The sequence below is a fragment of the Aureispira anguillae genome, from assembly GCF_026000115.1.
In the GTDB taxonomy this organism is placed as follows: Bacteria; Bacteroidota; Bacteroidia; order Chitinophagales; family Saprospiraceae; genus Aureispira; species Aureispira anguillae.
Map to the genome: position 1 here is coordinate 2,701,355 of NZ_AP026867.1, position 25,500 is coordinate 2,726,854.

At 36.1% G+C, this 25,500-nt stretch carries 21 protein-coding genes; 5 read left to right on the forward strand and 16 right to left on the reverse strand.

Annotation, left to right across the window (positions count from 1 at the left end; translation table 11 throughout):
* Positions 1-12: 12 nt before the first annotated feature.
* From AsAng_RS10570 to AsAng_RS10635, 14 genes are all read right to left on the reverse strand, one after another.
* A complete protein-coding gene (locus AsAng_RS10570; RefSeq protein ID WP_264792745.1) occupies positions 13-801 on the reverse strand; it encodes an SDR family oxidoreductase in 789 nt (262 codons plus the stop codon).
* Positions 791-1,708, reverse strand: coding sequence for an FkbM family methyltransferase (locus tag AsAng_RS10575; RefSeq protein WP_264792746.1), 918 nt, complete (start codon positions 1,706-1,708; stop codon positions 791-793). Before AsAng_RS10575 ends, AsAng_RS10570 begins: the two co-directional genes overlap by 11 nt.
* Before the next feature lie 67 nt (positions 1,709-1,775).
* Positions 1,776-2,465 (reverse strand): glycosyltransferase family protein, encoded by a 690-nt coding sequence (locus AsAng_RS10580; RefSeq protein ID WP_264792747.1) that lies wholly within the window; start codon positions 2,463-2,465, stop codon positions 1,776-1,778.
* 6 nt (positions 2,466-2,471) lie between these two features.
* Entirely contained in the window at positions 2,472-3,062 is a 591-nt protein-coding gene (locus AsAng_RS10585) for an SIS domain-containing protein (RefSeq protein ID WP_264792748.1), read from the reverse strand.
* 6 nt (positions 3,063-3,068) lie between these two features.
* Positions 3,069-3,995 (reverse strand): GHMP family kinase ATP-binding protein, encoded by a 927-nt coding sequence (locus AsAng_RS10590; protein ID WP_264792749.1) that lies wholly within the window; start codon positions 3,993-3,995, stop codon positions 3,069-3,071.
* Positions 3,996-4,056: 61 nt separating this feature from the next.
* Positions 4,057-4,980 (reverse strand): branched-chain amino acid transaminase, encoded by a 924-nt coding sequence (locus AsAng_RS10595; RefSeq protein WP_264792750.1) that lies wholly within the window; start codon positions 4,978-4,980, stop codon positions 4,057-4,059.
* Entirely contained in the window at positions 4,943-5,992 is a 1,050-nt protein-coding gene (locus tag AsAng_RS10600) for a Gfo/Idh/MocA family protein (RefSeq protein ID WP_264792751.1), read from the reverse strand. Before AsAng_RS10600 ends, AsAng_RS10595 begins: the two co-directional genes overlap by 38 nt.
* Positions 5,993-5,999: 7 nt before the next feature.
* Positions 6,000-7,265, reverse strand: a complete 1,266-nt coding sequence (locus AsAng_RS10605; RefSeq protein WP_264792752.1) for a nucleotide sugar dehydrogenase — start codon at positions 7,263-7,265, stop codon at positions 6,000-6,002.
* Positions 7,262-8,245: an SDR family NAD(P)-dependent oxidoreductase gene (locus AsAng_RS10610; protein ID WP_264792753.1), complete on the reverse strand. Its 984-nt coding sequence runs from the start codon at positions 8,243-8,245 to the stop codon at positions 7,262-7,264. Before AsAng_RS10610 ends, AsAng_RS10605 begins: the two co-directional genes overlap by 4 nt.
* Complete coding sequence (locus AsAng_RS10615) at positions 8,242-8,904, reverse strand: transaldolase family protein (protein ID WP_264792754.1); 663 nt, start codon at positions 8,902-8,904, stop codon at positions 8,242-8,244. Before AsAng_RS10615 ends, AsAng_RS10610 begins: the two co-directional genes overlap by 4 nt.
* A 193-nt stretch (positions 8,905-9,097) precedes the next feature.
* Positions 9,098-9,928 carry an alpha/beta hydrolase family protein gene (locus AsAng_RS10620; protein ID WP_264792755.1) on the reverse strand — a complete coding sequence of 277 codons (831 nt, stop codon included), beginning with the start codon at positions 9,926-9,928 and terminating at the stop codon, positions 9,098-9,100.
* Between the two features lie 986 nt (positions 9,929-10,914).
* Positions 10,915-11,772 (reverse strand): alpha/beta hydrolase, encoded by an 858-nt coding sequence (locus AsAng_RS10625; protein WP_264792756.1) that lies wholly within the window; start codon positions 11,770-11,772, stop codon positions 10,915-10,917.
* Between the two features lie 17 nt (positions 11,773-11,789).
* Positions 11,790-13,103 (reverse strand): adenosylmethionine--8-amino-7-oxononanoate transaminase, encoded by a 1,314-nt coding sequence (gene bioA / locus AsAng_RS10630; protein ID WP_264792757.1) that lies wholly within the window; start codon positions 13,101-13,103, stop codon positions 11,790-11,792.
* Between the two features lie 48 nt (positions 13,104-13,151).
* Positions 13,152-13,607, reverse strand: a complete 456-nt coding sequence (locus tag AsAng_RS10635; RefSeq protein WP_264792758.1) for a PaaI family thioesterase — start codon at positions 13,605-13,607, stop codon at positions 13,152-13,154.
* 310 nt (positions 13,608-13,917) lie between these two features.
* Here AsAng_RS10635 and AsAng_RS10640 point away from each other — a divergent pair, with 310 nt between their 5' ends.
* The 5 genes from AsAng_RS10640 to AsAng_RS10660 all read left to right on the forward strand — a co-directional run bounded on the left by AsAng_RS10640 (position 13,918) and on the right by AsAng_RS10660 (position 23,167).
* A complete protein-coding gene (locus AsAng_RS10640; protein ID WP_264792759.1) occupies positions 13,918-16,839 on the forward strand; it encodes a GH92 family glycosyl hydrolase in 2,922 nt (973 codons plus the stop codon).
* A 391-nt stretch (positions 16,840-17,230) separates the two neighbouring features.
* Entirely contained in the window at positions 17,231-18,301 is a 1,071-nt protein-coding gene (locus AsAng_RS10645) for a fatty acid desaturase family protein (protein ID WP_264792760.1), read from the forward strand.
* A gap of 226 nt (positions 18,302-18,527) precedes the next feature.
* Complete coding sequence (locus AsAng_RS10650) at positions 18,528-19,121, forward strand: hypothetical protein (RefSeq protein WP_264792761.1); 594 nt, start codon at positions 18,528-18,530, stop codon at positions 19,119-19,121.
* A 417-nt stretch (positions 19,122-19,538) separates the two neighbouring features.
* A complete protein-coding gene (locus AsAng_RS10655; protein ID WP_264792762.1) occupies positions 19,539-21,662 on the forward strand; it encodes a M48 family metalloprotease in 2,124 nt (707 codons plus the stop codon).
* 224 nt (positions 21,663-21,886) lie between these two features.
* Positions 21,887-23,167, forward strand: coding sequence for an energy transducer TonB (locus tag AsAng_RS10660; protein WP_264792763.1), 1,281 nt, complete (start codon positions 21,887-21,889; stop codon positions 23,165-23,167).
* A 153-nt stretch (positions 23,168-23,320) separates the two neighbouring features.
* On the opposite strand, the gene AsAng_RS10665 is transcribed toward AsAng_RS10660, so the two are convergent.
* Both AsAng_RS10665 and AsAng_RS10670 read right to left on the reverse strand, forming a co-directional pair.
* Complete coding sequence (locus tag AsAng_RS10665; protein WP_264792764.1) at positions 23,321-24,082, reverse strand: DUF2490 domain-containing protein; 762 nt, start codon at positions 24,080-24,082, stop codon at positions 23,321-23,323.
* Between the two features lie 30 nt (positions 24,083-24,112).
* A complete protein-coding gene (locus AsAng_RS10670) occupies positions 24,113-25,474 on the reverse strand; it encodes a CotH kinase family protein (RefSeq protein ID WP_264792765.1) in 1,362 nt (453 codons plus the stop codon).
* Positions 25,475-25,500: the final 26 nt, after the last annotated feature.

The window sequence follows — 25,500 nt, forward strand, 5'->3', positions numbered from 1 at the left end:
TTTATGTTTATTTTACCTTTGAAAGCCTCCTTCACTTGCTATGGTCTGACCAGTTATCCACCGTGCATAATCACTATGTAAAAAATGCACCAATCGAGCAGCATCTTTGGGCATTCCCCATCTTCCAGAGGGGAACATATCTGCAACTTGATCGTATAGCTCACCAGTAAGATAACCAGTGTCCGTAGGACCTGGATTTACGCAGTTAACCCGAATGTTATGTGGTGCAAGTGCTGTAGCTACTTGCTGACACATTCCCCGAATGGCTTCTTTTGAAAGTGCATATGCAATTTCATCAATCATAGGTCCCAAGTATTGACCACTAGTAAATAAAGTGATTGCCCCTCCCTTTTCCTTATCTATTTGTTGGGCAAACGCTTGAATCATAAGCATCGAAGCCCTTACATTAATAGAAAAATGATTGTCAATATGTTCTGATGTCCATTCAAAGATTGGAGCATGAACAGAATAAGCATGATTTAGGATCAAACCATCTAAGCTACCTGTTACTTTAGTGGCAGCTTTTATGATTTTTTCTGGTTCATCTGATTTGGATAAATCAGACGGTGGCAATGCTGTTACTTGATAACCTTTAGCCCTAAGTTCCTTTTCCAAGGAAAATACAAAATCGGTCGTTGCATCTGGATAAGCTCGATCCTTATCGTAATTGGAATTTCCATGAATAATAACATGACCTTTTGCTTTTGCACAAAGCTCTGTTATCGCCGTTCCGATGCCTAATGATCTACTAACCCCAGTTACTAGTAAGGTTTGATTTTCTAAAGATAAATTACTTTCCATTTTCTAATCGTCTATTTATAAATACGTTAGTTGGACCTTTTCTTCCTACTATTCCTTCAAAACCAGCATCTAAAAGCGCCTTGGTTATTTTCTTTCGATCAACATATTTGTCATGTATTTCTACAATCAAAATTCTTACTCTCTGAAACCATTTTGGATTGTCCAATATAGCAGGTTCCTCAGCTCCTTCAATGTCCATTTTTAATATATCCACAATATCCATATTATGGCGATCAAAAACAACATCTACAGGAATTGCTTCAACTTCTTCAGGAGGAAGTTTGTGGTTGTACTCAACACGTCCTTCATTAGATTGGCGTTTATCTGCAATGTCCTTATTAACAGTACTTGAACTCCACCACTCATTTGGATACAAGGTTACAGATCCCACACTAGATTGAATCGCCGCAGTCTCAACCCCCCAAGAGAAATTATTATTTGAAGCATTTTTCTTTATCATTTCTACGTTGTGGCTAACAGGTTCTACACAAACTACTTTTGCATTGGGAAACCTATTCTGAAAGTAAAGTGATGTTAATCCAATATTAGCCCCTAGATCCACAACACTTTTGACATTCGGCACAATTGACTCATAATCAAAATCATAAATATTTTGTATAAAATTCTCTCTTAAGATATAGAGATCACTTTGATTTTGACGAAACTCAAGCACCAAGGGTCTATTGTGTAGCGTAAGTTTAATTTTAGCAGTTTCTCTAGATATCAAAGGCTGAAAAAACATCCCCATGTGGTATTTTTTAAGCCAAAAAGCAAGCGTTTTAAATTCTTCTTTTGATACTTGTTCTTTTGCTTGTTTTTTTTCTTCAGACCATTCTGAAAATTGTCTTTTTGCCACTTGATAGAGTGACATTTTGGGATCTCCATCCCGACGTAAGTACTTAAACATAAATTTTAGTTATTTATTTATAATAGTCCGTCCTATAGTGTTATGCACAGTTTTTAACAGACTAATGTTATTTAGACCAATTCAAAAAACTTGAATAGGCTTTTGGTATTCCAATATGCATCGAAGGTTTTCCGTGGTTATAATAACCAAGCTTACCTAATGCTGCTAATGGTTTGAATAGATCGTCTTCGTTTAGAAATTCAAGTGGATCATTTTTTAAAACTGCTAACGCTTGTTTATCTATCACCATCATTCCAACATCAACATGAGTCATTGCCCCATCATTCTTAGAATAGATTTTGATTCCATTGCTATCAAGCATTATATTTGCATTCTCCTTTGCTATTTCTTTTTCACAGACAGACAAACATGCCAGATGTTCATCCTTAACTGCATGGAGTAGTTTTTTCAGATCAACAGTAGGATATACGTCCCCATATGTAAAAATAAATTGGGGAGGCAGGCAACTTTCTGCAAATTTCAATGCTCCAATAACGCCTAATGGATAAGGTTCTATCGTGGCTGATATTTTCAAATTTCCATTTGATTGATGCAACCAATTCATAGCTGCCTCCCAAACCTGATCTGCCCCCACTCCTAACAATAAGTGAACACGTTCACAGTTCACACTAGACCAATAGTCTAATACTTTGTGAAGAAAAACCCCACTGGGAACAGGTGCTAAGATTTTAGGACTATCCTTAAGAATATCTTTCATTCTTGTTCCCTTTCCACCGCATGCTATTACAACTTCCATAAGATATTATTTAGAAAGTCTTTTTCTTATTTCTGCGCAAATCACATGATGCAAGCAAACATGAATAGACTCTGTAACAGGCGTAATATATTCTTTCTCTGGTGTTGGAACGACTAAGGCGACATCGCATAATTTAGCAAATGTTCCTCCTCCTGCGCCCGCAAATCCAATTGTTTTGGCACCACGTGATTTTGCTAATTCAATAGCCTTTACAAGATTTCCAGACCATCCACTACCACCATGTACAGAAAACAGCACTAAAATATCATCTTTTTTAATCCATGGGTCCAACATTCCATACCAAGCATTTTCCCAATCTGTATCGTTGGTCCATGCTGTATGCGCACTATAATTACTAACTAAATCCAGTGTGCGAAACCCACCGTTGTCTCCTGTTGCATACTTTGCCAAATCAGCTACAAAATGAGCTGCTGTTGAAGCAGAGCCCCCATTACCAACAGAATAGATAACATTATCCGTTTTATGTACTGATAAAATTAAATCTACTGCTTTTTGTACAGACTCTAAATCAACCTTTTGCATTGATTTAATCATTTCTTCGGTAGCTACTTGTAAGCTATTTTCTACTGTGTTCATCTTTCTTTATTTTAATTTAAATTCTTTTACTTTATTTACCCCTTCTGTTGAAACAGTTGTTTCGACGATTTTAAACTCAAGTTTTTTGAGCGCATTAATCACTTGTGTTCGTGTTTCAGATTTTCCACTAATAAGTACAAACCCTCCTGCTCCTGCTCCAATTGCTTTAGCACCACTAGCCCCTTTCTCTATTGCAGTCTGTATAATGGTATCTATGGTATCTGTTGTTGCCTCTGGTAAGCGTTTACATTTTGCAGCCCAATGACGGCGTAAAATGTCACCAAACATTTCTCCATCTTTTAATAAAATTGCTTTTTCAACTTCTTCGACTGAAGCTGGACGAGAATCATCGGTTCCATCCACATAAGAAGCTCCTAGGCTTTTTAATATTTTGCTTGCGTTTCTGCGAATACCCGTTTCAACCAATACAAAATTGTGCTCAAAAAGATACGCTAGACCATCCAACAAATCATTGCGTTTTTTTACGCTTATCTCACCATTGGAATTCGCTACCATTTCAACACAGCCCCCCACTGCTGACGCTAATTGATCCTGAAAGCCAACGGGTTGATTTAATATTTCTCGTTCCCACTTGTAGGCCTTCAATCCAATATCAAGAGGCGTTTCTATTTTTCCCTTTTTTAAAAAATTACTTGCTGCTACCAGAGCCACAGCCACAGCCCCACTCCCTCCTAAACCAGCGCCTGGGCTTACTTCTGATTTAATATTCACATTAAAATTGGGATGTTCTTTTTTAAATAAATCATTTAACTGCGTAGAGTCATGTTTTATATCTGTTCCTACCGAAACTTTGACTTTTAATTTTAGAGATACAGCCAAAAGATGCGCTCCTGATTTTAGATAACATTCAGGCAGGTCAGTCCCTCCTCCAGCTAGAGAAAGTCTCAGAGGAGCATAAAATTCTAAATTCATGGTTTAATTTTTAATCGTTAATCATCAACTGTGCAGCACTCATGCCATAATCAACAGAGTGTCATAATAGCGTAAGCCAATTAAATGTATCCTCCTTTCTACCTTCACATATACCTAAATAAGTTGTTTGTAGTTTTTGGGTAATCGGTCCAACTGCCCCATTTCCAATATCAATTTTATCAATACTAAGCACAGGAGTCAACTCCGCCAATGTTCCTGTAAGAAATATTTCATCTGCCCAGTAAAGTTCTGTTCTAGGAATATCTCTTTCAACTACCTGAATCTTGAAATGAGATCTTAAGAGATTAATACAATTACTTCTGGTAATACTTTCTAGAATTCCAGCAGAAATTGGAGGAGTAATCACTTGACCATTTCTAACCATAAAAATAGTAGCTCCAGTAGTTTCAGCTACCAAACCTTTATCGTTCAACAAAATTGCTTCATCATAACCGCCATTAAGTGCATCAATCATTGGTAGTTTAAAGGATTGATAAGCAGCTCCTGCTTTTAGCAAAGGCGACATACTCAAATCATTCATTCTTCTCCATGAGCTAACACAACACTTAATTCCCTCTTGAATCGAGGGACTACGTTCAACAGGAAAAGCAACAATATAAGCTCCATTCTTCACCTCGCCATAGCCCTCACCATATCTACCTTTTTCAACATATACAGTAGGACGTACATAAATATGCCCTTCTAATTTTAGCGCATTAATTAAATCTATGATTCCAGCCTTAAGCTCTTCTTTAGTAAAAGGACTAGCAATGCGTAGGATTTTAAGCGCAGAAAATAACCTATTTAGATGTTGTTCAAGAGAGATCAAAGCATGAGATCCATCTTTTTGTTGATAACAACGTATCCCCTCAAATATATTCGCTCCACGTGTCGCTAATTCTGACCAAACATGAACCGTAGCATTTTCCCAAGGTTCTACGTTTCCATTAAACCAAATTAGAGAAGGCTGTTCCTGTTTTTTCATAATCAATTGGGTTTATTTTAATTCTACATTCTTTTTTTGCGGCTAAATAAGCCATTTCAACAAACTGACTCGCTCGAACACCATCTATGCCCGTTCCCAATAATTCTCCTCCATTTAGCAGAAAATCTACAAAATGATTCCATTCATTTTTCCAAGATTTATCCCCTCCTCTATAATCAATAACTTCTTCTTTGAATGGTCCATTCGGGTCCCGTTTTCCAATTCTGAGTCGTTGCACATCATAGCTTCCACCAAGACCATTTATCTCAACATAACCCATTGTTCCATACAACTCCAATCGGAATCGATTTCGCCATTGCGTTATAGAAGAATTAACGGTAACTGAAACGCCATCTGAGCGGTGGAACAATGCTGTTGCAGTATCTTCTAGAGGAGCGATTGGGAAAACAAGCGTTGCAACATTGGCAGAAACAGCCTCAAATTCTCCAACAAACCACCTAAAAAGGTCAATACAGTGAATCCCCTGCTCCATTAGTTGTCCACCTGCTGTTATTTCTACATCTGAACGCCACTCTTTTTCGCAATTTTCTCTTCCGCAGATGCCATACAAAGCTCTTCCTGTAATCGGTTTTCCAATTGCGCCACTTTTTATTAATTCATTCGCCTTTATCATAGCAGGATGGTGTCTATGATTAAAGCCACATTTTAGGATGACCTTATTTTCTGCTGCCAATTGCACTAATTTTTGAGCATCACTTGACTTTCTTGTTAGTGGTTTTTCACAAAGGATGTGTTTCTTATTCTTTATAGCCGCTTGAGCTATTTCAAAATGCACATTAGGGGGGGTACAAATAACCACAATATCTATTTCTTCATCTTCAATGATATTTTTCCAATGTGGTACTGCTATTGCGTTTGCCTTTTGTGCAACTATCTTTACCTGCGTTTCGTCAACTCCTGCTATTGACTTTATTTCCGTATATGGATTTTCTTGAATAGATAGCAGCCTACGATTAGCTTGTAATCCTGAACCTACAATACCTATTTTCATTATTTGTTTATTCACAGCCTGGTTTTAAATAGATTAAGTTTGTGTTTTTCACTTCATTTTGTTCATACAAATGCCATAGATCCATCAAAATGTTTCCATTCATTGCCTCTGATATATCCTGAACACTTATTCCCTTCGCACATCCTGATTTTAGAATAAGAACGACATCTGCATTTTGGATCGCTCCGATTGCGGTATCAAAGAGTTCTATATTTAGCGCTGTTTCTTTGACCATTGGATCAAAGGCCGTTATCGCTGCCTTGTACTGATTTAAATATTGAATCACTTGCAAGCCTGGAGATCTTCTAAGCGTATCAGTGCCTTCTGTATATACAAGCCCTAATAGTGCAACCCGCTTATTCTCTAAAGAAGTAAATGCTTCTATTCTCTTAAAAAGGGTATCAATTCGATCCTCATTAATAGCAATTACAGTGTCAAATAAGGAGGTTTTTTTATTGGTCTTGCGCCCTATTTCCTGCAAAGAACGAATATCTCTGGCAAGCGTCCCTCCACTAAACCATGGTCCAGGAAGAAGTGGCATTCTATTGCTAATTCTTTGATCCTTTTTCATGATTTCAACCACCTGATAAGCATCTGCTTGCATCGCTACTGCTATATCCGACAATTGATTTGAAAAACTAATTGATGTTGCTAAAAAAGAATTTATGGCATGCTTTGCCAATTCAGCTGTCCTGAGGTCACACAAAATTGGATTCTTATCAATCGAGGAAAGTAAATCTGCAATTTCTTTGGTATACGATCTGTCATTGGCTCCAATAACCGTCATATCTGGATTTTGAAATTTCTCTATTGCTTTTCCAAGTTGCAAATTTTCAGGTATATATGCGATTTTACTTCCATTCCTAATTTGCGCATCAGTTAATAACTTTTCGGTTGTTCCAATTGGAACTTGAGAACTAATCATATAATTCTTTATCGGCAAATCAGATAGCTTTTGCATAATTGCCTCAATAGAATCTAAACTACATACATCATTTTCATCAATGGGGGTATCAATTGTTATCCATACATAATCCGCCTTTGCCAAGGCTTCTATGTCCGAAACAAATTCCAACCTATTTGCTGAAATTCCTTTAGTGATTAGCTCATTTAAATTGGGTTCAAATAAGGGCGCTTTTCCCAAATTTAATTGATCGACCTTTTCTCTATCTTCATCAAAACCAATAATATGTTGAAAACTTTCGGACAGGGCAGCAGCCGTAACACAACCTAAGTGCCATAAACCAACAATAGCTATAGTTTTATTTATCATTCTTTTAGGTAATTTATCATTCTTTCTACTGCGATTTCAACCGCTTTATCTGAATTATTGGGAGGATTCCAACCTATTTTTTCAACTTTAGAGACATCTAACTGAACAACGGGTTGATCTCCAGGCCAGCCTATTTTACCACCAGTATAATTATAATCAACCCCTGATAAGCCCAAGGCTTTTGTGACATAATTTGCAATGGTAATAATAGATGTCACTTTTGTATTTCCTAGATTAAAAATCTCTACTTGATGATCGTTTGGAATTTCATAATTATCTAATAACCACAAGATTCCTTTGATGCAATCCTCGACCAAAAAATAACTTTTTGCCTGCTTCCCATCTCCTAGAATAGTGAGTTGAGTTGGATCCTCCTTCAACCTTGTAATAAAGTCCCTTATTGCTCCACGAGACATACGATTTCCCAATACATTTCCAAATCGAAAAATCCAGCCCCTTATCCCAAATAGATTGGCATAAGAAGAAATAAAAGCTTCAGCAGATATTTTGCCAGCGCCATACATAGATAATGGATACAAAGGAGCACTACTTTCCGTAACCTTTTGTTGCGACAAATTTCCATAGACAGCCCCAGTACTAGAAAAAACGATGTCCTTTATTCCTTCCGCAACCATTGCATCAAGGATATTTCGAGTACCATAAACAGCAGAGTCAATATCAATTCGTGTATTCTTAATGCCAATAGGGATATTTGCATTCCCCGCTAAATGCCAAACTTGTTGCTGGGACACCATTGCTTTACGAACAATATTTTCATCTTGAATATCTCCTTCAATAAAGTTAAACCGTTCTCTTTTTTTTGCCTTTTCTAACCATGCCTGATTAGCATTTGATAGATTATCCAAAACTGTAATTGTTCGTCCTGAATCTAATAAAGCATCTACTAAATGGCTGCCTATAAAACCTGCTCCTCCTGTAACAATTACATTGTTAGGAATTGACTTAGGAATTGGTATCATACATTTATCTTTGTTGCTGCATTATCAAATTCTGCCGCAGTATGTTTGGACATTTCATGTACCGTGCATTTTTGGAGAATAGCTGGCGTAACAGTACAAATATGGGGTCTTCCGATCGCTGCACTTGTAATAGCAAACACCGTTCGTATACTCCCCACAATAATTTCGGTATCACTTCCTACTTCATCAATCCAATTTCTGACGCTAGCTATTTGCTCAACAGGATCAGCTCCTTGGTCACTAATTCTACCAAAAAACAAAGAAACATACCTAGCGCCAGCTTTTGCTGCCATAATTGCTTGAGGTGCCATCATACAAGCGGTTGCATTAATAGCATACCCCTCGTCACTTAATTCCTTAATGATCGGAAGCAGTGATTTTCCATCTGCATCAACAACAGGTACCTTTATTACTATATTCTCTCCTAAACTTGCAAACTTCTTTGCTTGCTTTAGAATACTCTCTCGATCTTTCCCACTAACTTGAATAGAAACGGGTGCTCCATTTGCTGCTGCAACCATTTTAATAAGATGAGAATCCACATCACTAATACCTTGTTTTTTTATAATCAAAGGATTCGTTGTAATCCCCTCTCCAACTCCAATATTGAACCAATATTTAATGCTTTCAATATCACAACTATCTACAAAAAATTTCATATTATATTGTTTTTATAATACTCCTTGGATTAGTTACACACTGCATTTTTGAGCCCATAAAATAGTTTTCAATTTTTATGAACTAAAGCATGAACGCAGTAAAAGGCAAACTATGAGCAAAAGGTGTTCAATAATTATTCACAGTCAACCAACTAAGTCCTACGCAGTCTCTTACGGAGTAATCTTTTATTAATTAATTTTTATTTGCGGCTTGTATTATTTCCCTAAAATCTGGCACTACTAAATCATCACCATCCTCATTCATTAGTTTCAGACATTCCCGTGTAGCAAATTCAAAATATGCCAAAGCAACTTTAGGGTTTCGATCTATTTTGTGCGATGCAGATTCTACAGGAATTAACTGCACTTCTTTTTCTAAATTTTTGGCAAAAGAGATTGCCTTTTTAACCTGATTAAATGAAACCCAAGGATCACTGGTTCCCGCAATAAAAGAAAGTTTGCCTTTTATTCCTTTGACATCATCAAGGGTAGTTTCAAATGTTTCAAAGTTATTTTTGATACAATCCTCTATAAAACTTGCATTGATAGAATAGCCCAATACTTCAGCAGATGGATTTCCAGCAAAATATGCCTCGAATACATTTTCGTCAGATGCTTCTGTAAGGGTATGTCTTACATCTACCACTGGAGCAATAAATACAGTATTTAATTCTTTGTCCAATGCTCCCAATGCTCTTAGAGTTGCTCTTGCCGACAAACTCATGGAAACAATGACATTACACTTTGTGAAATTAACTGCACTTATGACATCTTCAACCTGCTTAGATAAACTTGAATCTGAAATCTTCCCTGAACTTTCCCCCACATGGTTTCTAAAATCCATACGGTAAACCTTAAACCCATTCTGAGTTAGAAAATAACTTAAAGAAAAAATACGTTTGGCAGTAATACCAAAAGCTGGGGTAATCAAGACACTCCCCTTACAATCCCCCTCATTTGGCTTGTCCACTGTAAGACTGATAACTTCCCCATTAACTTCTATTATTTCTTTTTTACTGATCATTTAATTTAAATCTTTTATACACGCTAATTAGGTTTTAAAATATTGACGTTGTAAAAAAAACATTTTAATACCTGTATTATTTAGCCATAGTTTAATAGCAAACATAAGCCTATCTGCTCATGGATTAAGGCAACTTAACCAATGACACTTTTAAAATAACTTCACTTTAAAGTCCTTCTTTATTCTATTGTTTAAAAAACCTTCAGGTTCATTTAACATGCTTATTCATTTCAAGACATACCTCTCCCTCAAGCACAACCAACCTTAGGCTATACTTCAATCTAGAGCAGAGGGTGCCCTAACAAAAAAATTTTTATTTTTTTAGTTCATTAGATATTAGTAGGTAAATAACCAACCTAAGTTAGTTGCTTACCAGCAATGCTTTCCTATTCTGTAAATTTCACAACAACAGTTGCCTGATAGCCTGCAAAATCAGTTGATTATGCACACAAAGACGCTTACCCGTTTAATTATTTAATTTAACCAAACAGATTAAAAACCATTGAAAATCAAATAGGTTTACCAATTTTTTTAGATAACTCTAAATACATAAGTAGGACGCAAGTATTTTCTAAAAAATACTTCATCTTCATCAAACACCTTTAACTTTATTATCAATAATTGTTGATTTGGGGTAAAAATCTATTATTACTTGATGATAATATTATGAATGAATGTAACGCCGTTTCTTATAAAAAAAGTTGAATATAACTTAATGAAATGGATAGAGGTTCTTCTATATAGATTATATATTTTGGAAGGTTTGGGAATAATGGATTTTAAATGTTTCTTTTTACAACAAAACAAATTTAGTCTAATTTATAACAAAATGCAAGGACTATATGAATATTTTTTATTCCAATATATTAATGTAATATTCAATAAAATCAACTATAGTCTTCTAATAGCTTTCCACTTAAGTATAGAAATATTATACAATCCCTACCAGCACGCTATCCTAGACCTTGACCTAAAGAAAATTCTAATTAATTAAAATCCTTTCCCCATGACTCCGCAATAAATTCAAGATAATGTAAATTAGTTGGATACTCCCAAAGCTCAATAAGTCGGTGCCCTTTGTTCTCAATAATTTTAAATTTATGCTGAATACCATGCATTCTCAAATAATCACTCATGATTGGACTCCCCTTTCGGTTGTTATTCTGAACATATTGATCCTGATCCCCTATCAACAGCTCAATCTTTATATTGCTTTTTAGAATTTCATCCAAATTTTTATCTACCGCCTGTTTTAGACGTTTGATTGCATAATCACTTACAAATGCACTAGAAACCACTGAAGCAAATTTAGTAGGAAAGTAAAGCGCAAAATTCAAAGCCCCTGTTGCCCCTCTAGAATGTCCAATAACAGAAATTTGGGTACTTTCCATTGTTGTATGAAAATTTTCAGCACAAAATCGCCTGAGTTCTTGTTTTTTATCACTGGTGATCATTTCTTCATTGGGGTTGGTATACCACTGCATTTCATTTGTATTTGTCCCACCTCTTACTGCAACAATAACCATTTCAGGAATAAGTTGATTCTTCATCCAATGATTTAGACTTGATACAGGGAATGCCTGAATAAATGTATTTTCATCTTCACCTTGACCATGCAATAGAATCAGAAGAGGATACTTTTTAGCCCTTTCTTGAGACCAATTTGAAGGAAGATAAACGTTGAAATCAACCTGCCCTCTACTCTTACTTGTAAAAGAAGAATGGGTATAATTACCTGTTTTAAAAACTTTGGTTATGGCTTGATTATGTTGGCTTATACGGTCTCCAGTACAAGCCAACAATGCTATGGTTACGAATAAGCACCAATAAATATTTTTTCCCATTTTGACGGTAGGTAAAATCAAAGATTAAAATATTCTTTTTGTTGAACTACTTCCAGCATCACATCAGTAATATACGTCAAATCTTTTTCATTGATAATATAAGGCGGCATAATGTAAATCATGTTTTTAAAGGGACGTATCCAAACTCCTTGTTGCACAAAAAATGCCTGAATGGCTCCTACCTCAACAGGATAATGAGTTTCTATTACTCCAATTGCGCCTAGGACACGTACAGACTTCACCAACTCATAGTTTAGCGCTTTTTGCAATTTATAGGTCAAAATTTGCTCTATTTTCGCAATTCGCTGTTCCCAATTGGATGCTATTAACAACGCTAAACTAGCATTAGCAACCGCACAAGCCAAAGGATTACCCATAAAAGTAGGTCCATGCATCATTACCCCTGCTTCTCCATTACAAATGGTATTGGCAACGGTTCGGCTACAAATAGTAGCGGCTAAGGTCATGTAACCTCCCGTCAATGCCTTTCCAACACAGATAATATCGGGAATAATATCGGCATGTTCTACCGCAAACATCTTTCCTGTACGCCCAAATCCTGTTGCAATTTCATCAGCAATTAACAAAAGTTGGTATTGATCGCACAGACGTCGAATTTCTTTTAAATATTGCGGCGAATAAATGCGCATTCCTCCCGCTCCTTGCACGATGGGCTCTAAAATAAAAGCTGCGGCATCCCCAGCATTTTGTTCAAAAAAATCTTCGATCTCTAATAATTCAGCCGCACTCATTTTTCGATCAAACCCTAAGGTGGGTGCTTCTAGATAATAATGTTGGGGCATAAAATCTTGAAATAAATGATGCATTCCTGTCACGGGGTCACAAACAGACATCGCACCAGTTGTATCGCCATGATAGCCCTTTTTTAACGTCAAAAATTTAGATTTATGCTTCTTCCCTAGGGCGTGTTGATATTGAACGGCCATTTTCATAGCTACCTCAACCGCAATAGATCCACTGTCGCACAAAAACACAGCATCTAAGCCTTTGGGCGTTAAATCAACTAGCTTTTTCCCTAAATCAATTGCTGGTTGATGGGTCAAGCCCCCAAACATAACATGTGCCATTTGATCCGTCTGTGCTTTTGCTGCCTCATTCAAGAGGGGCTCATTATAACCGTGAATTGCCGACCACCAACTCGCTGTCCCATCAATTAGAACTTCTCCTGTTGTTAGATAAATCCTAACCCCTTCTACCGACTCAACAGGGTAAACAGGTAAAGGCTTTGTCAAAGAGGTGTAAGGATGCCACAAATGGTGTCGATCAAACGCCAAATCTTCTTGGCTTATTGTTTTATCTATCGTTTTCATTGTTTTTGTTTTCATTGAATACCTTTCCAATTTTGTTTCATTAATTAGCTACAATTTATAGCCAATTTCTTCTGTCAGTGCTACTCTACTTTTGGCAAAATGCCCTGTTCCAAAGGCAATTACTCGCTCTTTTTCATCGAACAAGGTAGATTCTGCAATCCAAAGATTTCTAGATGCAAATTTAACCGTTCCTACTGCTTTTATCAGTCCTTTGCTAATTGGGCGAACGATATTAATGTTATAGTTTGTCGTTAATACAAAAGCATCCATTACAATAGAATTTACGGCAAAAAAGGCAGCATCGTCTAGGACTTTAAAATAAACACTACCATGCATTGCTCCCAAAGCATGAAAATATTTGGGGCTTACTTCTAATGTTATAATTGCGCTTTCTTTTTTAATATTTAGACTTGTAGTTTCATAAAAACTACTGTTGATATTGGCTCCGTCCAAATACATCCGCTCTAATTTTCGATAATGTGTTTCTGCTGTTGTCCTTGTCATAGTTGTTAATTTGGGCAGCAAGATAAGCATTGCCAACAAGAATAAGAATTTCACAAATACTTCAATCCAATAAAGTCTCCATTTAAGTAAATTAACTACCTTTACCTTCATTGATAAACAACTGGCAAAGAGCGATTAAACGATTTTTCTTATTATTAAAAGTCAATCTATTTTTATAACAAATACCCTAAGTCGCCAAATCTTTCATTAAATATTGGTATTTTAGCGCACTAAAACGATTTAGCCATAGAAACCTAAAACTCATCTTGGTCATTATTTTTGCGTTTACAAACATCTCATTTTGAACACTATGAACAAATACAGCCTGCTCATTTTCATCCTTTTCTGTATTGGGTGTACGCCCACCAATACAGAGCAAAACAAGCAACAAGAATCCCTAAGCCAATATGTTAATCCTTTTATTGGTACAGGCGGCCACGGGCATACTTATCCAGGGGCTACGCTTCCTTTTGGGATGATGCAACTCAGCCCAGATACTCGCTTGACAGGCTGGGACGGTTGCTCTGGCTACCATTATACAGACTCTACTATTTATGGTTTTAGTCATACCCATCTTAGTGGAACAGGCGTTTCGGATTATGGAGATTTGTTATTGATGCCCCACAGCAAATCCAAAGCTGCTGATCTAGATTACACCCAATTTCTCGCTACATTTGACAAGAAAAAAGAAAAGGCTAGCCCAGGATATTATGAAGTAGTTCTTTCAGAAGATGCTATAAAAGTTGCCTTATCAACGACTGCTCGTTGTGGGATGCACCAATACACCTTCCCTTCCAATGCCGTGCAAAAAATAATGTTAGACTTGCAACATAGAGATCAATTATTGGAGGCTAAATTGGAAGTAATTGACGCACAAACCATACGTGGAATGCGCCGTTCTAACGCTTGGGCCACCGATCAACATTTTTATTTTTACCTTCAATTTTCCAAACCTTTTACCGATCAAAGCATTCTCCAAAATGAACAAAAGGAAAATGTACATGCTCAATTTACCTTTGATAATAACGAGGAAGCCCTTTATGTCAAGGTTGGCATGTCTAGTGTATCAATGGAAGGGGCACAAAAAAATCTTGAAAAAGAAATTCCCCACTGGGATTTTAAGGCTGTCAAAGAGGCTGCTCAAGAGGCTTGGGAGGAGGAATTGCAAAAAGTAATGGTAAAAAGTGCTGATTTAGACAAAAAGACAATTTTTTATACCGCCTTGTATCATTCTTTCTTAGCGCCCAATCTATTTATGGATGTAGATGGTCAATATAGGGGGACTGATCTTAAGGTTCATCAGGCCAAAAACTTTTCTAATTATACCATTTTTTCTCTTTGGGACACCTTTCGAGGGACACATCCGCTATATACCATTTTGCAACGGAAACGAACACTCGATTTCATCCAAACTTTTCTAGCACAGTACCAACAAGGAGGGCAACTTCCTGTTTGGGAATTAGCGAGTAATTATACAGGTTGCATGATTGGTTATCACTCCGTTTCGGTTATAGCCGATGCTTATGCCAAAGGCATTCGAGATTTTGATACCCAACTGGCACTAGAAGCAATGAATCATAGCGCTATGCAGGATCATTTAGGGCTATCTTTTTATAAAGAAAAGGGCTTTATCGCTTGCGATGATGAAGCGGAGTCCGTTTCTAAAACCTTGGAATATGCCTATGACGACTGGTGTATTGCAGAATTTGCCAAAGCAATCGGAAATGATTCGATGTATCAATATTATATCCAACGTGCCCAATCTTACAAAAACTTGTACGATCCCAACACTAATTTTTTAAGGGGTAGAATTCACGGGGGGTGGTTTACTCCTTTTGAGCCTAGCGAAGTTAATTTTAATTATACAGAGGCCAATGGCTGGCAGTATACCCTTTTTGCCCCTCAAGATATCGCAGGGTTGATTGATTTGATGGGAGGAACGAGTTCTTTTGAAAAGATGTTAGATGAACTTTTTGAAACCGAAAGTAAGCTAGAAGGACGCCACCAAGTAGATATTACGGGTTTGATTGGTCAATATGCACACGGCAATGAACCAAGTCATCACGTTGCTTATCTATATAATTATATTCACAAACCATGGAAAACACAAGAGCGTGTTCAACAAATCATGGAAGAAATGTACCAAAATGCGCCTGATGGGCTCTCTGGAAATGAAGATTGTGGTCAAATGTCTTCTTGGTATAATCTATCCGCTATGGGTTTTTATTCTGTAAGTCCTGGCACCAATTATTATACCATTGGAAGTCCCGCTTTTGAAGCCATTACCATCAACCTAGAAAATGGAAAGCAATTTCGTATCAAAGCACCAAAACTTAGTGCAACCAACCTTTATATTCAATCGATAAAACTCAATGGAAATAATTACAACAAGACTTATCTCTTGCACGAAGATATTTTGGCTGGTGGAGAATTAGTTTTTGAAATGGGAAATACGCCCAACAAAAAGTGGGGCATTGCTAGTCAATCGATCCCTCCTTCAAGCATCCAAGATCAACTAATTGTTACGGCTCCTTATTTGGTTACCACTGGTAAAACATTTACGGACAGTACAACGATCCAAATGGGTACAGCTTGTACCAACTGCTCGCTTCATTATACAACAGATGGCAGCATCCCTACCTCAGAAAGTCCTGTTTATGAAAATCCCATTACGATAAAAGAAACAACTGCTTTTAACTTAATTTCTATCGATAAAACAGGCAAAAAAAGTACGCTCATTCACGAAGACATTATAAAGGTTGACGACAGTAGAACAATCCAAATCAACACTAAATATGCCAATCAATATGCAGCAGGCGGAGACCAAGCCTTGATTGACCATCTGCGTGGTGGCGCTAATTTTAGAACAGGATCTTGGCAAGGTTACCGAGAGAATTTAGAATGTGTGATTGATTTGAGCGAAAACCGATCCTTTTCGAGCATTACGGTTGGTTTTCTGCAAGATATTCAAGCTTGGATTTTTTATCCAAAGAAAGTTACTTATTACGGCTCTCAAGATGGGCAAAATTTCTCCTTAATGGGAGAAGTTCTTTGTGACTTCCCAGACAACGAATATGGAGCCTTCACTAAAGATTTTAGTTTTAAACCGTCTCAAAATATGCATACTCGCTATATAAAAATTGTAGCTGAGAATTATGGCAATTGCCCCGACTGGCATTTAGGAGCTGGTGGAAAAACATGGGTTTTTGCCGATGAAATTTTAGTTCAATAAGTGTATTTATCTAATTGTATCCCACTCTAAAGTCGAGTGCTGCAATAATTTTATTGTGGCACTCTTTTTTTGTTTATGCTCCATAGAATTGGGTTCATCCATTTGCTAAAAAAGAACGCCACTAAAAAAATATCCTTAAGAATTTAGAATTCAAAACTAGTAACTAATCAAAAATGCCTATCTTTGCCCCGATAACGAGTTGCAGTGCGTTTGGGGCACTAAAATTTGGTTCTATTTAGAAATTAGAATAGTTCATTGAACTTTTGTAATAAACACAAAAAACACACTTATAGCACACTGATTATTACAGCCCAATGAACAGCATTAGCGGCATAGCACTTTGTGCATTTCTGAGGTTTTAGTGAACTATTAAAATTAATCAAGTTTAGTAATGAGAGAATTTCCAAAAATTACAGACCCTATCTTTGTTAAGAAAGAATTAAAAGGCATGGACAAATTTTTTGCCACCAAAATTAGGGATGAGCGTGATTTGCCTTTTATCTATTTAATCATAAAAATAACTTTTATTCTAATTCCCTCTGCCATTTTATTGTATAGCCCCTTATTGCAAGGAAATTTGTGGTGGGGCGGGGCTGCCTTCCATTTGTTTTTGTGCATTATTGTCTTTTTAGGTCCTTATACCTTAATGTTACACAACACGAGTCATCGTCCATTTTTTAAGAAAGAAAATGAAATTTGGAATAAATATATTCCTTGGATTTTAGGTCCTTTTATGGGACAATCGCCAGAGTTGTATTTTATTCACCACATGGGAATGCATCACAACGAAGGGAATATGCCAGAAGATAAGAGTTCTACCATGCCCTTTCAAAGAGATAGCTTTTTTAACTTTTTACACTATTATTTGCGCTTTTTGTTTATCGGAATCATAGAATTAACACAGTATTTTTTCAGTAAGAAAAAAAATGCCCTTGGTATAAAAGCAGCTAGAGCCGAATTTCTTTATTTGTCGTTCTTAGCATTGCTTTGCGTATTTGTCAATTGGGGAGCAACCATGGCCGTATTTATTATTCCTTTGTTGATTATTCGCTTGGCAATGATGTCAGGAAACTGGGGGCAACATGCATTTGTAGACCCAGACGAACCAGACAATGATTATACCAGCAGTATTACTTGCATCAATTCAGGTTACAATCAAAAATGTTTTAATGATGGTTATCATATTGGTCATCATTTGGTTCCTAATATGCATTGGACGGACATGCCAGTTGAGTTGCAAAATAATCTTCAAAAATACTCTGATAACAAGTCATTAATTTTTGAAGGGCTAGATTTCCAAATTGTATGGATTTTATTGATGCTTAAGCGTTATAACACTTTGGCAAATCACTTGGTTAATATCAATGGCAATACCTTTGCTTCTAAAGAAGAAGCTATCCAAATTATGAAACATCGCACCAAGCGTTTTTCTAAAGAAAAGCTACAATTTTATACGCAATAGTTTTTATATCAGTGCTTATATCACCTATATAAAAAAACGGATTAGCTAAGAGCTAATCCGTTTTTTTTATGTAATTTATTACTCTCAATCAACTCATTATTATAACACTCCAATCAAAACGCTGTAATTTTTCGTGTAAAAAAATAACAAAACTAATTAATCTAATCTAATTCGTTTTGTACTTTTATAGTCTTAATTTTTAAATTACAAATAAATCTAACCCAAAATGAAAAAATTGATCTCCCCCACTTGCTTATTAAGCTGTTTGTTTGCTGCCCTTTTCCTCCTGTCTAGCTTTTCTGTTGACTATTCTAGATCAGATAGTAGAGATGATAACCCTCCCATTACTAAAAAAGAAAATCGCCGCAAAAATAGATTAGAAAAACGCCAAGCAAAACTCACCAAACGCCTAAAAAAAAGCAAATCTACGGCTCAACGCCAAGCCATCCAGAAAAAAATTAGAGGCATTCAAAAAAAGCAAAATGATGGCGGCACACCAGCAATTGGTATTGTAGGAATGGTACTTTCGTGCATTTCATTTGTTTTGCTATTAGTCTTATTATTTTCTGCCTTGATACTTCTTTTTATTACGGTGTTGGGAGGAACTGCTGCCTCCACTGGGTTCCCTTACTTATTTTTAATTGTACTAGGTTTGGGAGTTGCCTTTGCAGGACTAGTAATTTCTATTATATCTCTTATCCTCAATAAAAATAATCCTGAACGATTCACAAGAAGAGGCTTTGGTATTGCAGGAATGATTATAGGTTCAATTGCCTTAGGTATCTTTCTTATTGCTGCGCTTATCTTCTTTTTTGCTTAACATCAAGCATTTCAAATTATAACGATAGAATGGATCTATTCCCCTCTACTGGAGAATAGATCCATTTTTGTCCTTATCTAATTAGGGGTTTAAAATTTATCAGCAACTTTGTGGCTTTTGGGGAACGAAAAAGGCAAAATTGTTGTTGTCCCCTCATCTATATTGTTCATATACTACAAAATTCAACCTATTATATCTTTTCACGTTTATAATAAACTAAAAAGATTTAAGTAATCGTTCACAATAATTTACAGGAAAAAATAAATCTTTTTGCACTACTCTTCCTCTAAAAGTTTTGTTTTAGCTCGCTAAAACTTCAACTTTTTTCTTTGATTAGCACTAAAAATAATTATTTTTTTTACCTATACTTTTTTATGCCCGCTTACTTACCTATGAAAAACTAAATTCAAACCCATTATGAAAACAACCTTGTATCCTGAAAACCCTAGCCTTAGCACCAAAAAACTAACGGCATTAACTCCTTCTTATCAATTTAGAGCCATTCTTGCCATCTTAGCCATCTTTGTATTTTTTGCCTTATACACTGCTATGGTTATTGCCCTAGGTTATCTAATTTATTATGCCTTTATGTACAATATGGGCATTATCAACCAACTAACTATTTTATTAAAAATTGGAGCCATTGCTGCTTCAATTATGTTATTTGTTTTTACGCTAAAGTTTGTCTTTAAATTAAAAAATCCAAAGCCTAATAATCGAATAAAGCTTCAAAAGAAAGATTATCCTGAGCTTTGGGATTTTATTGACAAAATATGTAGCGATACTGGCGCTCCTAAACCCAAAGCTATCTATGCTGATCCAGATGTTAATGCCTACGTTTCGTACACCAACGTATGGCTAAGTCTCCTATTTCCAGTCAAAAAAGAGTTGACCATTGGGCTAGGCTTGGTTAGTACTCTAAATTTATCTGAATTTAAGGCTGTTATTAGTCATGAATTTGGTCATTTTGCACAGCGAAGCATGAAAATTGGTAGTTATATCAATTCTGCCAACACCATTATTTTTGATATGATTTATGCTAGAGACAAATGGGATGATATGTTGGATCAATGGCGAAATGCAGATCTTCGTTTATCCGCAGCAGCTTGGGCAATAACGCCTGTTATTTGGGGAATTCGACAGATCTTAGGAGGATTTTATCAATTTTTGAATATTATGTACTCCTCCCTCTCTCGAGAAATGGAATTTAATGCCGATAAAATTGCTGTTAGTACTTCTGGTAGTGATGCTATTATTGCCGCTCTTTGGAAACTGGACAAAGGGTTTATCAACTGGAATGAAACCGTAAATCATGCTTATTTGGCAACTCAAAAGAACATTTTTGTACAAAATCTTTATGTGCACAATAACTTTGCTATTGAGCGTTCTTCCGCTCAGCAAAAAGAATTGCTTCACAGCTTGCCAATGGATGAACGAGGAGGCAAATTGTATTTTGAAGGTTCCGAAAACTCTAAGGTTAGCATGTACGCTAGTCATCCTCCTAACGACCAACGAGAGCAAAATGCTAAAAGCCCTTATATTCCTTGTCAAATGGACGATCGCCAGCCTTGGTTGTTGTTTAGAAATAAAGAAGCTTTACAAGAAGAAATGACGACCTTGCTCTATCAACTTTACTTCAATCTAAAACCCTCTTCTTATGTAGATACTCAAGCCTTTGAAGATTTTATTCGTGCAGAATCTAAAGGAAATGAATTGCTAGAAGAATATCACCATACCTTCCAAGATCGCTTTTTATCCGTTTCAGACATGACAGCCCTAAAAGAAGCTGCTCAAACTATTCAAGCCCCTAATAAAAAACAACTAGAGCAAATAAAATTGGATTTGCAAGAGCTAATGAAGCCTGTACAGGAGATTGAGGGCTTGATGCGCAAAGCACAAGAAATTGCCCAAGGCACCACCAAAGATAAATCCTTTGTTTTTCAGGGGCAAACTTACCAGAAAAAGACCGTACAAAAAGGCTATCTAAACTTGTCCGAAGAACGAGAAAAGCTATTCAGTGAAAGTTTTAAGGAGTGGGATATGAACTTTTGTGCCTTCCATTTATCCTTGGCGCAACAAGTAGGCAAAGAACAAACCTTGCTTGATTTATACCAACAGCATTTAGCGATTATTGATATTTTTAAAACCCTTATTAATGTCAAAAACTATGTCCATCAAGAACTTCATAACATTCAATCTAGAGATGATGTTTCACAATTTGAGATTGATGAATTTGGCGCTCAAATTAATAAAGGCTTAGATCAACTTAATGCCGTTCTAGACGATTTAGAGCAGCTTAATTTTGCTGCATTGCCTAATATTGATACCACCCAAGAGCTAAAAGAAGCAATTGTACAAAATGGTTACTTTAAGAAAGAAAATCATAAACGTATGTTTGAGAATGGGGGCTTTGATCGAATTATGCAAACGATAGAAACAGCATTAAGCCATTGTCAGCGCATTGATCAAAAAAGCATTGGCTTTATTTTACTGTCTCATCACGAATTGCAAGAAGAGAACAAGATTAAACATTCTTTTTAATGTTAAATTTATTCTATTTTTAGCAGAGAATATTTTATCGGAGTAAAGAATCTATCCTAGCCTAAGATAGGTTCTTTACAATTCAACGTTGAGAGATGAGCAGTTTCTTTTCTTTAGTTAAACGCCATAAATTGCCTTTGGTGCATCTTATAAGATAGCTCCCTTACTTTCGCAAGCTCATTACAGACAATTTAAATTACAATAGTTCCTATATAAATTAATAGATGAAACGCTACCAATTATTTATACTATTTATAACTTGCTTTTTTTTATTTTATAAAAACGCTACAGCTCAAAACAAACCCAATAAAACACTAACTGAGGAAAATAAAAAATCAAAAAAGTATTTAAATTCCATTGACTTTTTGTCTATTTCTTCTTTGCTCCAAGAGATCCAACAATTGCACCATCAAAAAAATATAGCGGCAGCAAAGGATTCTTTAACAGCAGTTCATCAACTTATAAAGCAACAAAAAACAAAACTATTAGCTCCCAGCCTCAAACGAATCCAAGAAGATTCTATTGAACAGCTAAAACAAATCAATCGTTACCTTTCCGACTATTACTTGGCTTCATGGTTACAACTGGTTCTAGAAGAAAAGCCATCTATTGGGCAAGATTTTCTGAGGAAAAATAAGTGGTTTAAGTTGTCTATAGAAGTGGGCAAATTTTCCAATATATTCCAACTTCTAAAATTATCCGACCAGTACTATGGTAGCACTTCTGAGATTTATTTAAAAAACTGGAAAGCAGCTTATATAAACTGTGCTTTGGAACCACTCTATTATAAACAAGCCGAGGAATTATGGCTGCAATTAATTGCCTGTCGTGTTCAAAAATTTGGCATGGAAAGCAAGGAACACCTAGACGTTCTTTTTGGTTTGTCTAATTTTTACAACCGAATCAAAAACGCTACAGCTTATCAGCAAATAAGAACTCAAGTTGAACAGCAGTGGCCTGCCGCTTATGAACTAGAAAAAGTGAAAAATACGACCACAGCAGCCCCTTTGCCCCCCATTGAAGAAGCCCCTATCATTACGACTTGTGAAGTGGAAATGGATGAGGAAAAGGAAATCGAAGACGTAGAAATAAAAAATATAGAAGAAACTGCCACCACCACAGATCATTTACCACCAGTATTTGTTGTGGTGGAACAAATGCCACGATTCCCTGGTTGTGAGTCTGAAACGAGCCTTCTGATGGAAAAAAAACGCTGTTCTGACCAAACCTTGTTGTCTTATATGTATACCCACTTTAACTATTCAGATATTCCTCGAAAAGATGGCATGGGTGGTATAAGTATAATTAACTTTATTGTAACGGAACATGGAACAATTGTCAATGCCCAAATTATCCGTAATACAGGAGGAGATCCCATAGGCGAAGAATCCCTACGCATTATCCAATTTATGAATGAATTGCCACGTAGGTGGACTCCTGGCAAAGACAAAGGGAAACCTGTACGAGTAAAACTCAATCTTCCCTTTCGAATTAATTTAAAATAATTGTTTTTATTTCATTCATTGCTCCGCTAGAAACCTGAATAACCTAGCAACACAGTTAATCAGCGAAGTATTATCCATTAACTCCCCTAATTTTTTAGATCATTGCACGTTAATATTTTAGCTCCTATCAAGGAGCTAAAATATTACCCATAGCTATCTAACTTTATTAGAAGGCTTTCTTTTAGATTTCTTTTTGCTAGCACTGGTATAAATATAAGATAAGGCTATAATATGGCTTGTGTCAGGGAAGTAGTACTTTACTTCTTGTTCAAAAATATATTTTAATCTTAGTGCGTGTTGCTTATTAAACTTATACTTTGTCCCAGCCCCCAATCGATACTTGGTAAAACCATCCAAGGCTCCTATCTCATCGTGTATAAAGATCTCGCACCAAAGCTCTGGATCTAGTTTCCATTTTTTAAAATTATAAGCCAATTTAATTCGGCACCTAATATCTTGTGCCCAGTCATTTTTTACAATTTTCTTTTTGGTATCTAGCCCAGCTCGGTTCTGATACAAAACTCTCCCTTCTACCATAAATCGCTTAATCTCCACTTTATAATTTAGGGCAGCAAAAAGCCTAACATAGTTATCATCTAATTCTATTCCATCCTCATCGTTTTCAAAAAAATACCGACAACCAATCGTAAGACTAAGCGGTTTGACAAAATCATGAAATTTAGGATTGTAAGTTCCTCTTAATTCTAGAAGCATGCGGTCAAACTCCACTAGTTTAAATCTACCTTCTGTTTTTACTCCAATACTCCAACGTTTATTAAATTTATGTTTAAAATAAAGACCTGTCCATAATTTACCATCAACGTCATTTTTTCGCTTATGCTCTTGGGCAAAAAGTACAGCATTAAAACAACATATATATAGAAAAAATAAAAACCATTTTTTAGAAACAATCATTTATACTATTATTTTCGTTACCGTTTTAGTTTACTCAAAATGACAAACTTCATTAGGTATATGCGTTCCTCTGGGCAACCCCTCCTCACATACATCTTCTATCATTTCTCTTCTATCCCGCACCCACTTTTTTAGTTCATGTACAGAATAACTATAATAAGGATCTTCTTGCCCACTTTCTACCTGCAATTTAAAATGATCGATAAGGTTGAGCAATTTATTTTCATTCCAAACATGCTCTAATAAGGACTCCATTTCTTGCTTAAAAAGAGCAGCTGCCACAGAAGTTCTAGACAGTCGTCTTGGCAATTCAGCCGTTACATATTCACGAATATCAACCTCCTCGTCACTTTCTTCTGGGTCAAAATAATTCATCCCCCAAGGAATAAAAGTTGCTCTATCGTTATCATTAGGGTCAAAATAAATATATACGTTATTGCTATTTCGAGTATAACCGTCCATATGTCCTAATAATACTTCCAAAGCCCAAAATCGGATAAATTTTCGTACGTTGATATATTTATTTAACTCGTAAAACAAGTCCTTTGTTCGGGTTCCTTCTATAATTCTAGCAATTTTATGCAGTTGCCTTTTATTTTTGTCGGTAGAAGAATTTTTAGGCTCCCATCTCAGCAGCCAATTCACCTTAAAATCAGTAAGCTGTCCTTCGTACAAATCTCCAGAGTTGTTGCCAAAATTTCGCTGCAAAAAATGACGATCAATAGCTTCTATGTGGCTGTAAACGCCTAATGCCTCATCATTAATACTTACATTAGCCAAATTGCATCTAGGAGCAGGATAGTTTGCCCATTCAAACACCTTATACATCAAGCACTGAATAATTCTAGAAGGATCTTCTGAGTTGTTGTTGAGGGTAATGTAAGAAGACCCACCATCACCAACAAACTGTCCCTGCTCGTATTTGTCAATTTTAATTTTCAAAGAAGGAGCAGACGAAAAGATAGAGCCCAAAAAGCCTTTTTTTCGAAGCCCAACTTTGGGTAAATAGACCTCATCAATTATTAAATCGGCTTTATACCAATTATAATAAGAAGGAAAAGCAACATCACATTCGTTTAAGTATTCATAAGCGGCAGCTTTAGCAGCATCGCCCTCTCTTAATTGAATGGACGGCCCAAATCTAGATTCATTTCTCATTCTTTTGAAATGATCAGGGTGCATCTGAATCATAATACAATGCATATGATTCGCATTAAAACTCAACTCTCCATTTTCTAGGGTAGTGTTTTTGGGTTCGGGCCAACACATAATTCCTTCGGGACGATCCTCCCATTCTGCGGAATTATAAGCAAGCTTATCTAATAAATCTTTTTTACAAGAAGAACAGTGCAATACTATTGATAAAATAATAGCAGCAACAATTAGGTTCATGGTTCTTAACATAAGTGTTAAAACTA